Source organism: Piscinibacter sp. HJYY11 (genome assembly GCF_016735515.1).
Lineage (GTDB): Bacteria > Pseudomonadota > Gammaproteobacteria > Burkholderiales > Burkholderiaceae_C > Rhizobacter.
The window spans coordinates 862,505-876,134 of sequence record NZ_JAERQZ010000001.1; the positions used below are offsets into that span (position 1 = coordinate 862,505).

Below are 13,630 nucleotides of genomic sequence, written 5' to 3' on the forward strand. Positions count from 1 at the left end.
CGGGCGCCAAATTGAGACCAGATGATGTGCGAACGCGGATTATAGAACGCCAAACTACGAGGCGTGGTGCCCGAGTGGGCGAGTGACATAATCCCCGCCGTTTTGAGCGGCCCCGCCCGAGGCGCACCTCCTTGGCATCTGACAAAGAACTTGCGGACTTCCTGAAGAGCGTTGAGAGACGCGCCTTCAAACGCGTTGCGTACGCCGTCCGGGACGACGATGCGGCGCTGGACATCGTCCAGGATTCGATGATCCGCCTCGCCGAAAAATACATCGACCGGCCCGCGGCAGAACTTCCCCTGCTCTTCCAGCGCATCCTGTCCAACGCCACGATGGACTGGTTCCGCCGCCAGAAGGTGCGCAACGCGGTCGTGCGCAATTTTTCCGAGTACGAATCCTCATCCGAGGACGGAGATTTCGATCTGCTGGAAACTCTGGCGGCTGAGAATGACTCATCAGCTTCGGAGAGCGCCGCAGACTCGGTTTCACGGGCGCAGATCCTGCTAGCCATCGATGGTGAAGTGGCCAAGCTGCCCGCGCGTCAACGAGAAGCCTTTCTGTTGCGTTACTGGGAAGAACTCGATGTCGCCGAGACAGCCGCCGTGATGGGGTGCTCGGAGGGTAGCGTCAAGACCCACTGCTCACGCGCAGTGCACGCCTTGGCCGATGCCCTGAAGGCAAAGGGAATTGAGCTATGAACCGCACTGAACTTCGTCCTTATGCACCGGCGGAGCTGGAAGCCATGGAGGCCCGGCTCGCTTTGCGCATGACGGCTCGGCTGACGGAACGCGCTGCCGCACTCCCTCAAGACGTGAGCGAACGGCTGCGCTTCGCCCGTGAGCAGGCCCTCCAGCGCGCCCAGGCTGCCCGGGCCGCCTCCTCCGCCACCACGTCCGCCTCGGCCGCCGTAGACAACGGAGGCAGCACCCTCACCCTGGGCAACCCGCAAGACGGCCGCCCCGGCTGGTGGGTGCAGATCGCCGCGTGGATGCCCTTGCTGGTGCTCGTTGGCGGGTTGGTGCTGATCCAGCGCATCCACACCCAGAACCAGATTGCGGCCGCGGCCGAGATCGACGCCTCGATCCTCGCCGACGACCTGCCTCCCGCGGCCTACAGCGACCCCGGCTTCGTCGAGTTCTTGAAGACTCCTCGCGATTGACCGGAGTCGCAGTCGTGCACCCCGCCCGCCCTGACTCCCTTCAGCGCAGCCGCCTTGCGCTGCGCCGGGTTGCGTGGGTCGTGGCGGTGCTCGCTTGCGGCACCTCGGCCGCCCTGGCGCAACCCGCCCCTTCGGCAACGTCCGGTCGGCCGGTCCCGAAGGTCACCGAAGGCACGCCCTGGTCGTCGCTGAGCCAGAGCCAGCAGCAAGCCCTTCGACCGCTGGAAGCCGAATGGGGCCGGATCGACAGCCCGCGCCGCTCGAAGTGGATCGACATCGCGAACAAGTTTCCGTCGATGCCACCCGCCGAACAGGCGCGCATCCAGAACCGCATGGCCGAATGGGCCAAGATGACCCCGCCCGAGCGCGGCCAAGCGCGCCTGAACTTCCGGGAGGCCCAGCAGGTGCCCGTTCAGGAGCGCAAGGCCAAGTGGGAGGCCTACAACGCGCTGCCGCCCGAGCAACGCCAGCAACTCGCCGCGAAAGCCGCACCCGTTCCTCCCGCCCGCAGGCCCGCCACTGAAGGCGCCGTGGCGACGAGCCCTCTCAAGTCGAACGTCGTGCCCAACCCGTCGTACGCCCCCAAGCCCAAGCCCGTGGCGCCCACTGTCGCCCAGGCGCAGCCCGGTGCGACCACCAACCTGATCACCAAGCGGCCCAACCCGCCAGCGCACCAGCCTGCGGGCTTGCCCAAGATCGCCGTGACCCCGGGCTTCGTCGACCAGTCGACCTTGCTGCCCAAGCGCGGCCCGCAAGGCGCTGCGACACGGTCGGCGGCTGCTCCAGCCTCCGCTCCTGCCCGTCAATGACTTCCCGTGAGGCCGCGCAGGGCGGCGAACTGCAGGCACCCAGCCTGCGCCGACGTCTGGCCTGCCTGCTTTACGAGGCCTTGCTGCTGTTCGGCGTGACCCTGGTGTCGGGTTTCGTCGGCACCCTCGTCCTGAAGATCACCGGCGCGGCCACGGCCACCTCGTACCACGTGATCATGCAGATCGTCGGCGTGGCCGTCTGGGGCCTCTATTTCGTGTGGTTCTGGACGCGCCGCGGCCAGACCTTGCCGATGCAGACCTGGCGCATCAAGGTCGTCACCGCGACAGGTGCCCCGTTGACCGTCACGCGCGCGGCCCTGCGCTTTGCTGCCTGCGCGCTCTGGATCGCACCGGCCTATCTCCTGGCCAAACTGAACCACTGGTCTGCAACCACCGAGCTCACGGCTGTCGGCATCGGCATCGTCGTCTACGCGTTGCTCTCTCGGCTCCATCCGCAGCGCCAGTTCTGGCACGACGCGCTGTGCGGCACACGCCTCGTCACCACGCCGGACCCCCGGCGCCCCGCCACGACATAGACCGTCAAACTTGCCGGGCACAATCGTCGCCCATGAGCAATTCCTTCAAGGGGCGCACCGGCCTGGACCGGATCATCCGCGCCACGGGTTATTCGTTCGATGGCCTCAAGATGGCCTACCGCGGGGAGAGCGCCTTCCGCCAGGAGACGTGGCTCGCCCTCGTGCTGATCCCGGCCTCGTTCTGGGTCGGCCGCGGCTGGGTCGAGGTGGCCTTGCTGGCCGGCAGCGTGCTGCTGGTGATGATCGTGGAGCTCTTGAATTCGGGCATCGAGGCCGTCGTCGACCGCGTGTCGTTCGAGTGGCATGACCTTTCCAAGCGCGCCAAGGACCTGGCCAGCGCCGCCGTGTTCCTCTCGCTCGTGCTGTGCGGCAGCGTCTGGGCAGCTGCCCTGTGGCACCAGTTCCCGTGAGCACCTTCTCGCTCTGCGTCTACTGCGGCTCCAAGGTCGGGCACCAGCCCGGCTATGAGGCGGCAGCGCGCCACGTCGGCACGCTGATCGGCGAACGCGGATGGCAACTTGTCTACGGCGGAGGCAACGCCGGGCTCATGGGCGCCGTCGCCAACGCGGTGCTGGCAGCCGGCGGCCGCGTGGTCGGTGTCATCCCGAAATCGCTGATGGACCGCGAACACGGCCACACCGGCCTGCACGAGCTGCACGTGGTCGACACCATGCACCAGCGCAAGCAGATGATGGCCGAACGGGCCGATGCCTTTCTGGCCCTGCCCGGCGGCATCGGCACCTTCGAGGAGTTGTTCGAGGTGTGGACCTGGCGCCAGCTTGGCTACCACGACAAGCCGGTCGGCCTGCTCAATGTCGAGGGCTACTACGACCAGTTGCTCGCTTTTCTCGACCAGAGCGTCGCCCAAGGGTTCGTACCGGCGGCACAACGCCCGCTGCTGCAATCGTCCGCCGACGCCGTCGACCTGCTGGAGCGCCTGGCGCGCGATGCGAAGATGGCCACGGCTCCCGACGACTACCGAAAGATCTGAAAAGAAAAAGCCCGCTCGCAGCGGGCTTCTTTCCGGCGGGGAGCCAGTGCGTTCAGACCGCGGCTTCGTCCGTCTCGCCGGTGCGGATGCGCACCACCTGCTCCACTGCGGTGACGAAGATCTTGCCGTCACCGATCTTGCCGGTCTTGGCGGCCTTCACGATGGCTTCGATGCATCGATCAACATCGCCGTCTTTCACCACCACCTCGACCTTCACCTTGGGCAGGAAGTCGACGACGTATTCCGCGCCGCGGTACAGCTCGGTGTGGCCCTTCTGGCGGCCGAAGCCCTTGACCTCGGTCACGGTGAGACCGGTCACGCCGACCTCGGCGAGGGCTTCACGCACTTCTTCGAGCTTGAAGGGCTTCACGATCGCGGTGATCTGTTTCATGGAGGACTCCGAGGCAACAAAAGGATGGACGTAGTTTAAGCGCGGAACTTCGACGTGATGGGATAGCGCCAATCCCTACCAAAAGCTCGATGGGTAATGCGGATGCCCACCGGCGCCTGGCGGCGCTTGTACTCGTTGATCTTGATGAGGCGAGTGACGCGCTCCACGTCGGCCGGAGAAAAGCCCGCCGCGACGATCTCGTCGATGCTCTGGTCCTCTTCCATGTAGCGCTGCAGGATGGCGTCGAGCACCTCGTAGGGAGGCAGGCTGTCCTGGTCCTTCTGGTCAGGGCGCAGCTCGGCCGAGGGCGGGCGCGTGATGATTCGCTTTGGAATGATCTCGCGCCCCTGCGCGTTGCGCCAGGCAGCAAGGCGGTACACGAGGGTCTTGGCCACGTCCTTGATCACCGCGAAGCCGCCGGCCATGTCGCCGTACAGCGTGCAGTAGCCGGTCGCCATCTCGCTCTTGTTGCCGGTGGTCAGCACGATGGAGCCGAACTTGTTGGACAGGGCCATCAGCAGGATGCCGCGGATGCGGGCCTGGATGTTCTCTTCGGTCGTGTCTTCCTTCAGGCCGGCAAATTCAGCGGCCAGGCTTTGCCGGAAGCTTTCGAACATCGGCACGATCGAGATCTCGTCATAGCGCACGCCCAGGCGTTCGGCCATGTCACGCGCGTCGATCCAGGAGATATCGGCCGTGTAGGGCGACGGCATCATGACCGTGCGCACCTTGTCGGGGCCGAGCGCATCGACGGCCACCGCCAGCACCAGCGCCGAGTCGATGCCACCGCTCAAGCCCAGCAGCACCCCGGGGAAGCCGTTCTTGCCGATGTAGTCGCGCACGCCGGTCACGAGCGCGCCCCAGGCCTGTGCCTCGATCTCGGGCACCGGCGCGACGGCGCCGCGCACCTCGCTCGCACTCACCTCGACCACCAGCAGCGACTCCTCGAAGAACGGCGCCCGTGCACCAACCTGCCCCGTCGCATCGAGGGCAAAGGACGCGCCATCGAAGACGACCTCGTCCTGCCCGCCGCTCAGGTGCGCATAGAGCACCGGCATGCCAGTGTCTCGTGCGCACAGCCGCATGCGCTCTTCGCGCTCGGCCACCTTGCCAAGGTGGAAGGGCGACGCGTTCAGCACGCACAGCACCTGTGCACCGGCCGCCTTGGCCGCACGCGGCGGCTCGTCGAACCAGGCGTCTTCACAGATGTTGATGCCGAAGGTCAGGCCGTCGATCTCGATGACGAGCGGGCCCTGCCCCGCGTCGCGGCCCGAGGCGAAATAGCGCCGCTCGTCGAACACCTGGTAGTTGGGCAACTCCCGCTTGCAGTAGGTGGCGACGACACGCCCCCCTTGCAGCACCGAGGCCGCATTGAAGCGCTGCTGCACGGCATGCGACTTCGACCTAACATCGCCGCGCTCGCCCCATTGATGCGGATGCCCCACCACCACATGCAGCCCCGGCAGATCGGCCAACGCCTGCGCGCACTCGGCGAGCGCCTGCGCGCACGACTGCATGAACGCGGGCCGCAGCAGCAGGTCTTCGGGTGGGTAGCCGCACAGCGCCAGCTCCGGAGCCAGCACGAGACGCGCACCTTCCGCATGCGCACGGCGCGAGAACTCCACGATCTTGCGCGCGTTGCCGGCCAGATCACCCACGGTTGCGTTGATCTGCGCGATTGCAACCTTGACCGATGCGTTCGATGACATATGCGTGAGGAAAGAAGCTCGAAGAATTATGTCATTCGGGTCCACGACCACCCGGGCCAAGTGGACGCCGCGCATTGGAACTTGCTGCTCGATCAACAGCCCAGCGCCACGCCCTTCATGCGGCATGAGTACCTCGCCGCGATGCACGAGTCGAAAAGCGCCATCGACGAGACCGGCTGGCAGCCGCAGTTCCTCACCCTGCACGACGGCGACACGCTGGTCGCCGCCTGCCCGCTGTACTTGAAGTCGCACTCCTATGGCGAGTACGTGTTCGACTGGGCGTGGGCCGATGCCTACCAGCGCCACGGCCTGCGCTACTACCCCAAACTGCTCAGCGCCGTGCCCTTCACGCCAGTGCCGGGCCCCCGGCTGCTCGCGCGCGACGCGGCGTCGCGCGTGGCGCTCCTGCGCGGCATGGCCCAGATCGCCACGGACGCCAAGCTTTCGTCGGCTCACGTGCTCTTTCTCGACGATGCCGACCAAGAAGCAGCCCAAGACGCCGGCTGGATGATGCGCAGCACGGTTCAATTCCACTGGCAGAACCGGCGGCCCGAGGGGTATGCCGACTTCGCGGATTTCCTGTCGAGCCTGCAGCGCGAGAAGCGCAAGAAGATCCAGCAGGAGCGCCGCAAGGTCATCGAAGCGGGCGTCACCTTCAGCGCCTTGCAAGGCGCAGACATCTCACGCGACGACTGGGATTTCTTCTACCGCTGCTACACCCTCACCTACCGGGCGCACCACTCCTCGCCCTATCTCACGCGCGACTTCTTCCAGCGCATGGCCAACACCATGCCCGAGCACTGGCTGCTCTTCATCGCAAGACGCGACGACAAGCGCATCGCTGCTTCGCTGATCGTGATCGACCCCGAACGGCGCGCTGCCTACGGCCGCTACTGGGGCGCGACCGAGCACATCTCCTGTCTGCACTTCGAGGCCTGCTACTACCAGCCGCTCGCCTGGTGCATCGCCCAGGGCTACCAGCGTTTCGAAGGCGGCGCGCAAGGCGAACACAAGATGGCGCGCGGCCTGATGCCGGTGCAGACCTGGTCGGCGCACTGGCTGGCGCACCCGCAGTTCGCGCAAGCCGTGGCCGATTTCCTGTCGCGCGAAGGCGCCGGCGTCGAGAGCTACCTCGACGAGCTCAACGAGCGCCAGCCCTTCAAGGCTTGAAGTCGCCGGCAACGGCGGTCACGAAGCTCTCGGGCTTCACGTACTTTCGCAGCGCCGTGTTCACCTGTTCCAGCGTGAGCTTGCCGAGGGCGTCGTCCACGCGCGCAGATACCTCGAACGTACGGTTGAGGTCCAGGTTGTTCGCCAGTGCGCTGGCCAAGTTGCGGTCCTGCGCACGTGAGAGGCGTCGAAATGCCAGGAGGCCCCGCTTGCCTTCGGCCAGCTCCTGCGCGGTGAAGCCGTCCTTCTGCGCCCGCGCGAGCTCCTGCCGGAAAGCCGCTTCGACCTTTGCGAGGTTCTGCGGCGCGAAGATCGCACTGCCCTGCAGCATCGAGTGCGGCTCGTGGCTGTTCCACAGGATGCCGGTGCGCACGTCGTACGACAGGCCTTCGTCTTCGCGAATGCGCTTCCACAAGCGCGACTGGCCACCGGTGCCGAGCAGGTAGTTGGCCATGGACAAGGCCGGGTAGTCCGGGTCGAGGTCGTGCAGCGGCACGCTCTGGCGGACCAGCAGCGTCGCATTCTGCTTGTCAGGTGCGGGCAGCTGGAGGCGCTGCGGCTTCACTGCGGCGATGGGGCGTGGCACCCGCGTGTAGGGCTCGCCGCCGGACCAGCCGCCGAAGGCCTTGTCGAGCGCAGCCCGCAAGGCCGCAACGTCCAAGTCGCCGGCCGCACCGAACTCGCTGCGCGCCGCGCTGTAGAAGCGCTTGTGGAAGGCCTTGAGCTGGTCGACCGTCACCGCGTTGATGTCGGCCACCATCTCGTCGAAGCTGCTGGTGTAGCGAACGTCGCCGCGCGGGTACGGGTTCATCGCGCGCGACACCGCGTTGTCGGCCAGCGCCTCGGGCTCCTTGCGTTGCTGCTCGATGTCGGCCAGCGCCGCGCGCTTCAGCTCCTCGAGCACTTCGGGCGGGAATGAGGGGTTGCGCAGCACGTCGCCCACGAGCGCGATCGCGTCGGGCAAGGTGTCGCGCCGCGAGGTCAGACTCACGGTGACGACACCACCACCCCCGCCGATGCGCATCTCGGTCTTCAGCGCGTCGAGCCTGTCCTGGATCTGCTGGCGCGAGAGCGTGGCCGTGCCCTTGTCGAGCATGGCGGCCACGAACTCCGGCACCTCGCCTTGTCCGAAGAGCGTCTTCTCGTCGCCGAAGCGCAACGTCAGGAGCGCGGACACCGCACCACCTCGCGCGCCCTTGGGCAGCACCGCTACCTTCAGGCCACCGATGTCGAAGCGCTGGGTCAGGCGGTCGATGTTGGCCGGCGAGGCGTCAAAAGCCTGCACCGCGGCGGCCGCCGCCAACGGTTTGAAGCTTTTCAGCTCGGCCGCCACATCAGGCCTGACTGGCGCAGGCGCACGTGCCGGCGCATCCACCGGCAGGTAGGTGCCGAGCGTACGGTTCGACAGCAGCAAGCGCTCGACGGCCACCCGCTGCACATCAGCAAGCTTGAGATCGCGCACCCGGTCGCGCAACAGGAAGAAGAGCCGCCAGTCGCCTTGCGCCACCGATTCGCTGAGCGACACGCCCACTGTCTCCGGGTTGGTGAAGGCCTGTTCCCAGGCCTTGAGCCACTGCCCTTGTGCCCGCTTCAGCTCTTCTTCGGTGATGGGCTCCTGGGCGATGGACTCGACCGTGGCCAGCAGCTCGCCGCGGGCCTTGTCGACGTCCTGCCCCGGCGCAAGCTGCGCACCGTAGATCGCAAAGCCGGGGTCCGCCAGCCCTTGCGAGAAGGCATATGTGCCTGCTGCGAGTTGCCTGGCGGTGAGCCGCTTGTGCAAGCGGCCCGATGGCGTGTCACCCAGGATCTGATTCAGCACCTCGATCGCCGCAAAGTCCGGGTGGGCCGCTGCCGGCACGTGATACGCCGCCATCAGCAGCGGCACGCCGCCCACGCGACGCAGCGTCACGCTGCGCTCGCCGTCCTGCACCGGGTCGAGGGTGTACTGCGTCGGCAGCTTCCGAGCCGGCTTCTTCAGCTTGCCGAACGATTGTTGAACCCAGCCCAGCACCTTCGCGGGGTCGAACTTGCCCGCCACGATGAGCGTCGCGTTGTCGGGCTGGTAGTACTGGCGGTAGAAGGCCCGGAGGCGCGGGATGTCGACGTTCTCGACGTCGGCCCTCGCGCCGATCGTGTTCTTGCCGTAGTTGTGCCACTGGTACATCGTGGCCAGCGTCTTCTCGAAGAGGATGCGCTCGGGGCTGTTCTCGCCCATCTCCATCTCGTTGCGCACCACCGTCATCTCGGTGTCCAGGTCCTTGCGGGCGATGAAGCTGTTGACCATCGCATCGGCCTGCCAGTCGAGGTACCACCTCAGGTTCTCGTCGTTGCTGGCGAAGCTGGCGAAGTAGTTGGTGCGGTCGAACCAGGTGCTGCCGTTGGCGTTCAAGCCGCGCTTGGTGAATTCGCCCAGCGCGTTGCGCGTCTTGGGCGTGCCCTTGAAGAGCAGGTGCTCGAGCAGGTGCGCCATGCCGGTCTCGCCGTAGTTCTCATGGCGCGAGCCCACGCGGTAGGTCATGTTGACCGTGGTCGTCGGCTTCGAGTCGTCGGGGATGAGCAGAAGCTGCAGGCCATTGGCCAGGCGGTACTCGGTGATGCCTTCGACCGACGGCCCCTTCGTCACACCCGCAGGCAGCGTCTGCGCCACCGCGGGCTGCAGCAAAAGGACGAACATGAGACCCAGCAATCGACGCAGCATCGGCACCTCTTGGACAAACAACAGGTCAGTGTAGAGCCCGCTCCAAAGACCGGGTTCCAGCATGAAAAAAGGGAGCCGGAGCTCCCTCTGTACGAAAACAGAACTTCAGGCCTCACTTGCCGGGCTTGTAGGCCGCGATGCCGTTTGCGATCTCCTGGCGCGCCGACTCGGGGCCTTCCCAGCCCACGACTTTCACCCACTTGCCAGCTTCGAGGTCCTTGTAGTGCTCGAAGAAGTGTTGAATGGCCTTGAGGCGCATCTGGTTGATGTCTTCCGGCTTCTGCCAGTGGGTGTAGATCGGCAGGATCTTGTCGATCGGCACGGCGAGCACCTTGCTGTCGCCGCCGGCTTCGTCTTCCATCTTCAGCACGCCGATGGCGCGGCAGGTCACGACCACACCAGGCGTCAGCGGGAACGGGGTGATCACGAGCACGTCGACCGGGTCACCGTCGTCCGACAGCGTCTGCGGCACGTAGCCGTAGTTGCAGGGATAGTGCATCGCCGTGGTCATGAAGCGGTCGACGAAGATCGCGCCGCTCTCCTTGTCGACCTCGTACTTGATCGGGTCGGCGTTCATCGGAATTTCGATGATGACGTTGAATTGCTCGGGCGCCTTGGCGCCAGGGGTCACGTTGTGAAGGCTCATGGTCGTTGTCTCTGTGTAATGCGCGGGAAAACCCGAAGTGTAGCCGCGGCATCCATGCCAACGACGCTGTCGCGTCGGCCGCGAATGACCGATGGAAAACACCATGCGGTGTTCGTTGCCAGTACGGGGGCAACCCCGTAGCATGCGCCGCAGACCCGGCCGTACCTCTGCTCGGGGGTGAAGTAGCGCTGGGCCCGTCTCTCTCACGTGTTTGAACAACCGATAAGAGGAGTCCCACTGATGTCGACGAACTTGGCGCTCTACTTTGCGCTGGCCTGCGGCATTGCCGCAGTTCTCTACGGCTTCGTTCAGAGAAGCTGGATCCTGAGCCAGAACGCTGGCAACGCCCGCATGCAGGAGATTGCGGGCGCCATTCAACAGGGCGCCGCGGCGTACCTGGCCCGGCAGTACCGAACCATCGGCATCGTCGGCGTGGTGCTCGCCGTGCTCATCGGCATCTTCCTTGACGTGACGACAGCCGCAGGCTTCGTCGTCGGCGCAGTGCTCTCGGGCGCTTGCGGCTTCATCGGCATGAACATCTCGGTACGCGCCAACGTGCGCACCGCGCAGGCCGCCACACAAGGCATCGGCCCTGCGCTCAATGTGGCCTTCAAGGGCGGCGCGATCACCGGCATGCTGGTGGTGGGCCTGGGCCTGCTGGGGGTGACGGTGTTCTTCATGTACCTCATCAACTCGGGCAAGCCTGTGGCCGACGGTTCGCTGTCGACGCTGCTCAAGCCGCTGCTCGGCTTTGCCTTCGGCTCGTCGCTGATCTCGATCTTTGCGCGTCTGGGCGGCGGCATCTTCACCAAGGGCGCCGACGTCGGTGCCGACTTGGTCGGCAAGGTCGAGGCCGGCATCCCGGAAGACGACCCTCGCAACCCGGCGGTGATCGCCGACAACGTGGGCGACAACGTGGGCGACTGCGCCGGCATGGCCGCCGACCTCTTCGAGACCTACGCCGTGACGCTGATCGCCACCATGGCACTTGGCGCGCTGATGGTCACGGGCGGCTCGATCAATGCCGTGGTCTTCCCGATCGTGCTGGGTGCGGTGTCGATCATTGCGTCGATCATCGGCTGCAGCTTCGTGAAGGCCTCGCCCGGCATGAAGAACGTGATGCCTGCGCTTTATCGCGGCCTGATCGTCGCGGGCGTGTTGTCGCTGATCGCCTTCTTCTTCGTCGCGAAGACCATGTTCCCGGCACCGGTCGCACTGGTGGGCGGCGGCACGGTGAGCGCGATGTCGCTCTTCGGCGCCTGCGTGGTTGGCCTCGTGCTGACCGCGGCGATGGTGTGGATCACCGAGTACTACACCGGCACCGACTACAAGCCGGTGCAGCACGTCGCGCAAGCCTCGACCACCGGCCACGGCACCAACATCATCGCGGGCCTGGGTGTGTCGATGAAGTCGACCGCGTGGCCGGTGATCTTCGTCTGCATCGCGATCGTCGTGTCGTACTGGCTGGCCGGCCTCTACGGCATCGCCATCGCTGCGACCTCCATGCTCAGCATGGCCGGCATCGTGGTGGCGCTCGACGCCTACGGCCCCATCACCGACAACGCCGGTGGCATCGCCGAGATGGCCGAGTTGCCCGACAGCGTGCGCGACATCACCGACCCGCTCGACGCTGTGGGCAACACCACCAAGGCGGTGACCAAGGGCTACGCCATCGGCTCGGCCGGCCTTGCGGCGCTGGTACTGTTTGCCGACTACACGCACGCGCTCGAAGCGCGCGGCATGCACGTGAGTTTCGACCTGTCGAACCACATGGTGATCGTGGGGCTCTTCATCGGCGGCCTGATCCCCTACCTCTTCGGTGCCATGGCGATGGAGGCCGTCGGCCGCGCAGCGGGCTCGGTGGTGGAAGAAGTGCGCCGGCAGTTCCGCGACATCAAGGGCATCATGGAAGGCACCGGCAAGCCCGAATACGGCAAGGCGGTCGACATGCTGACCACGGCCGCGATCAAGGAAATGATCGTGCCGAGCCTGCTGCCCGTGATCGTGCCAATCCTGGTCGGCCTCCTGCTCGGCCCTGCCGCGCTGGGTGGCCTGCTGATGGGCACCATCGTGACCGGTCTCTTCGTCGCGATCTCGATGTGCACGGGCGGCGGCGCCTGGGACAACGCCAAGAAATACATCGAAGACGGCCATCACGGTGGCAAAGGCTCCGATGCGCACAAGGCGGCTGTCACCGGCGACACCGTGGGCGACCCCTACAAGGACACGGCCGGCCCCGCGGTGAACCCGTTGATCAAGATCATCAACATCGTGGCGCTGTTGATCGTGCCTTTGCTGCCGATGACTGCGGCGACCAGCAGTACGGCGACGCACAGCGCACCGACTGCTGCTTCGGCGCCTGCGGCGGCCACGCCGGCGGCACCCGCCTCGCTTCCTGCCGCGCCCGCCAGTGCGGCCAGCCGGTAAAGCGCATCGCACCACCCGAAGGGGCTCCATGTGAGCCCCTTTTTTTGTTGGCGCCGGAAAGCAAAAAGCCCGGCACCTTTCGGTACCGGGCTTGTGCTGTTCAATGGTCGGGGTGGCGGGATTCGAACTCGCGACCCCTTGCACCCCATGCAAGTGCGCTACCAGGCTGCGCTACACCCCGACGAGCCGCGCAGTATAGCTTGAAAAATCAGGCCTTCCGCTCAGACGACGAGCAGTCCGCGAATGGAGATCAGTTCCTGTCGCATCTGCACCATCGACACCTCGGTCGTGATCACCTCAGGAACGGGCACCGGCTCATCTGCTACTGCCACCAGCGCGTCGTCGGCGGCCAGCACTTCGGCATCATCGACGCCATCCGGTTCCTTGCTGTCGATCACGGAAGCTGGCTCACCGCGGCTGTGGCCGAGTTCGGTCAGGCGATTGCGCGCACCACTGATGGTGAAGCCCTGTTCGTACAGCAGCTCTCGGATGCGGCGGATCAGGAGCACCTCATGGTGCTGGTAGTAGCGGCGATTGCCACGCCGCTTCATGGGCTTGAGTTGCGTGAACTCCTGTTCCCAGTAACGCAGCACATACGGCTTCACGCCGCACAAATCGCTCACCTCTCCAATGGTGAAGTAGCGTTTGGCTGGAATGGCGGGAAGCGCTTTCTCCATGTAAATCAATAAGATCAGGAGAGAAAGCTAGACTTTACTCGAAGTCGTCTCCCGCGGGGATGTCGCCTTGGACAACCCCCTTAAGTTTGTGGCTCGCGTGAAAAGTGACGACGTTTCGCGCCTTGATCGGGATCGCCTCGCCGGTACGCGGGTTGCGACCCGGCCGAGGCGCCTTGCGGCGGATATTGAAGTTGCCGAACCCCGACATCTTGACGTCTTCTCCGGTGACAAGGGTCCCATGGATGATGTCGAAGAAGGCTTCGACCATGTCCTTGGATTCGCGCTTGTTGAGGCCGAGCCGCTCGAAAAGCAACTCGGCCAGCTCGGCCTTGGTCAAGGTCGGTGTTTCGAGCATCGGGAGCATGACCCGATCAGGCGCTTTCTCTGGAGGTGGGGTACTCATTCGGGTTATCCAGT

The 13,630-nt window shown here is 65.5% G+C and carries 14 protein-coding genes and 1 tRNA gene; 8 read left to right on the forward strand and 7 right to left on the reverse strand.

Annotated features, from left to right (window positions below):
- Positions 1-131 precede the first annotated feature (131 nt).
- Genes JI745_RS03880 through JI745_RS03905 form a run of 6 tightly spaced genes read left to right on the forward strand, consistent with a single transcriptional unit; the run spans position 132 to position 3,495 of the window.
- Entirely contained in the window at positions 132-698 is a 567-nt protein-coding gene (locus JI745_RS03880; RefSeq protein WP_201803887.1) for an RNA polymerase sigma factor, read from the forward strand.
- A complete protein-coding gene (locus JI745_RS03885; protein ID WP_201803889.1) occupies positions 695-1,159 on the forward strand; it encodes a DUF3619 family protein in 465 nt (154 codons plus the stop codon). Before JI745_RS03880 ends, JI745_RS03885 begins: the two co-directional genes overlap by 4 nt.
- 14 nt (positions 1,160-1,173) lie before the next feature.
- On the forward strand, positions 1,174-1,968 hold the full coding sequence (locus tag JI745_RS03890; protein WP_201803891.1) for a DUF3106 domain-containing protein: 795 nt from the start codon (positions 1,174-1,176) through the stop codon (positions 1,966-1,968).
- Positions 1,965-2,504, forward strand: coding sequence for an RDD family protein (locus JI745_RS03895; protein WP_201803892.1), 540 nt, complete (start codon positions 1,965-1,967; stop codon positions 2,502-2,504). The genes JI745_RS03890 and JI745_RS03895 overlap by 4 nt, the downstream gene beginning before the upstream one ends.
- Positions 2,505-2,536: 32 nt before the next feature.
- On the forward strand, positions 2,537-2,914 hold the full coding sequence (locus JI745_RS03900) for a diacylglycerol kinase (RefSeq protein ID WP_201803894.1): 378 nt from the start codon (positions 2,537-2,539) through the stop codon (positions 2,912-2,914).
- Positions 2,911-3,495 carry a TIGR00730 family Rossman fold protein gene (locus JI745_RS03905; protein ID WP_310738478.1) on the forward strand — a complete coding sequence of 195 codons (585 nt, stop codon included), beginning with the start codon at positions 2,911-2,913 and terminating at the stop codon, positions 3,493-3,495. The genes JI745_RS03900 and JI745_RS03905 overlap by 4 nt, the downstream gene beginning before the upstream one ends.
- A 52-nt stretch (positions 3,496-3,547) precedes the next feature.
- Here the strand turns inward: JI745_RS03905 and JI745_RS03910 are convergent, their stop codons facing one another.
- Both JI745_RS03910 and JI745_RS03915 read right to left on the reverse strand, forming a co-directional pair.
- Entirely contained in the window at positions 3,548-3,886 is a 339-nt protein-coding gene (locus JI745_RS03910) for a P-II family nitrogen regulator (protein WP_201803898.1), read from the reverse strand.
- Between the two features lie 35 nt (positions 3,887-3,921).
- Positions 3,922-5,595, reverse strand: coding sequence for an NAD+ synthase (locus JI745_RS03915; RefSeq protein ID WP_201803900.1), 1,674 nt, complete (start codon positions 5,593-5,595; stop codon positions 3,922-3,924).
- On the opposite strand from JI745_RS03915, the gene JI745_RS03920 reads away from it, so the two are divergent.
- A complete protein-coding gene (locus JI745_RS03920) occupies positions 5,596-6,765 on the forward strand; it encodes a GNAT family N-acetyltransferase (protein ID WP_201803902.1) in 1,170 nt (389 codons plus the stop codon).
- Here JI745_RS03920 and JI745_RS03925 read toward each other — a convergent pair.
- Both JI745_RS03925 and ppa read right to left on the reverse strand, forming a co-directional pair.
- On the reverse strand, positions 6,755-9,439 hold the full coding sequence (locus JI745_RS03925; RefSeq protein WP_236674897.1) for a pitrilysin family protein: 2,685 nt from the start codon (positions 9,437-9,439) through the stop codon (positions 6,755-6,757). The genes JI745_RS03920 and JI745_RS03925 overlap by 11 nt on opposite strands.
- A 136-nt stretch (positions 9,440-9,575) precedes the next feature.
- Complete coding sequence (gene ppa, locus JI745_RS03930) at positions 9,576-10,109, reverse strand: inorganic diphosphatase (protein WP_201803906.1); 534 nt, start codon at positions 10,107-10,109, stop codon at positions 9,576-9,578.
- A gap of 240 nt (positions 10,110-10,349) precedes the next feature.
- On the opposite strand from ppa, the gene JI745_RS03935 reads away from it, so the two are divergent.
- Positions 10,350-12,536, forward strand: a complete 2,187-nt coding sequence (locus JI745_RS03935) for a sodium-translocating pyrophosphatase (protein ID WP_201803907.1) — start codon at positions 10,350-10,352, stop codon at positions 12,534-12,536.
- A gap of 104 nt (positions 12,537-12,640) precedes the next feature.
- On the opposite strand, the gene JI745_RS03940 is transcribed toward JI745_RS03935, so the two are convergent.
- The 3 genes from JI745_RS03940 to JI745_RS03950 all read right to left on the reverse strand — a co-directional run bounded on the left by JI745_RS03940 (position 12,641) and on the right by JI745_RS03950 (position 13,577).
- Positions 12,641-12,717, reverse strand: a tRNA-Pro gene (locus JI745_RS03940).
- Positions 12,718-12,757: 40 nt separating this feature from the next.
- Positions 12,758-13,213 carry a MerR family transcriptional regulator gene (locus tag JI745_RS03945; protein WP_201803909.1) on the reverse strand — a complete coding sequence of 152 codons (456 nt, stop codon included), beginning with the start codon at positions 13,211-13,213 and terminating at the stop codon, positions 12,758-12,760.
- Between the two features lie 34 nt (positions 13,214-13,247).
- The gene (locus JI745_RS03950; protein WP_310738479.1) at positions 13,248-13,577 is read right to left on the reverse strand and encodes an integration host factor subunit alpha; all 330 of its coding nucleotides are present in this window, start codon (positions 13,575-13,577) and stop codon (positions 13,248-13,250) included.
- Between the last annotated feature and the right edge of the window lie 53 nt (positions 13,578-13,630).

Bases quoted from the DNA above. Each gene is read 5' to 3' on its own strand.
- JI745_RS03885 (WP_201803889.1), top strand. From the start codon at position 695: ATGAACCGCACTGAACTTCGTCCTTATGCACCGGCGGAGCTGGAAGCC.
- JI745_RS03895 (WP_201803892.1), top strand. From the start codon at position 1,965: ATGACTTCCCGTGAGGCCGCGCAGGGCGGCGAACTGCAGGCACCCAGC.
- JI745_RS03900 (WP_201803894.1), top strand. From the start codon at position 2,537: ATGAGCAATTCCTTCAAGGGGCGCACCGGCCTGGACCGGATCATCCGC.
- JI745_RS03910 (WP_201803898.1), bottom strand. From the start codon at position 3,886: ATGAAACAGATCACCGCGATCGTGAAGCCCTTCAAGCTCGAAGAAGTG.
- JI745_RS03915 (WP_201803900.1), bottom strand. From the start codon at position 5,595: ATGTCATCGAACGCATCGGTCAAGGTTGCAATCGCGCAGATCAACGCA.
- JI745_RS03920 (WP_201803902.1), top strand. From the start codon at position 5,596: ATGCGTGAGGAAAGAAGCTCGAAGAATTATGTCATTCGGGTCCACGAC.
- JI745_RS03925 (WP_236674897.1), bottom strand. From the start codon at position 9,439: ATGTTCGTCCTTTTGCTGCAGCCCGCGGTGGCGCAGACGCTGCCTGCG.
- ppa (WP_201803906.1), bottom strand. From the start codon at position 10,109: ATGAGCCTTCACAACGTGACCCCTGGCGCCAAGGCGCCCGAGCAATTC.
- JI745_RS03935 (WP_201803907.1), top strand. From the start codon at position 10,350: ATGTCGACGAACTTGGCGCTCTACTTTGCGCTGGCCTGCGGCATTGCC.
- JI745_RS03945 (WP_201803909.1), bottom strand. From the start codon at position 13,213: ATGGAGAAAGCGCTTCCCGCCATTCCAGCCAAACGCTACTTCACCATT.
- JI745_RS03950 (WP_310738479.1), bottom strand. From the start codon at position 13,577: ATGCTCCCGATGCTCGAAACACCGACCTTGACCAAGGCCGAGCTGGCC.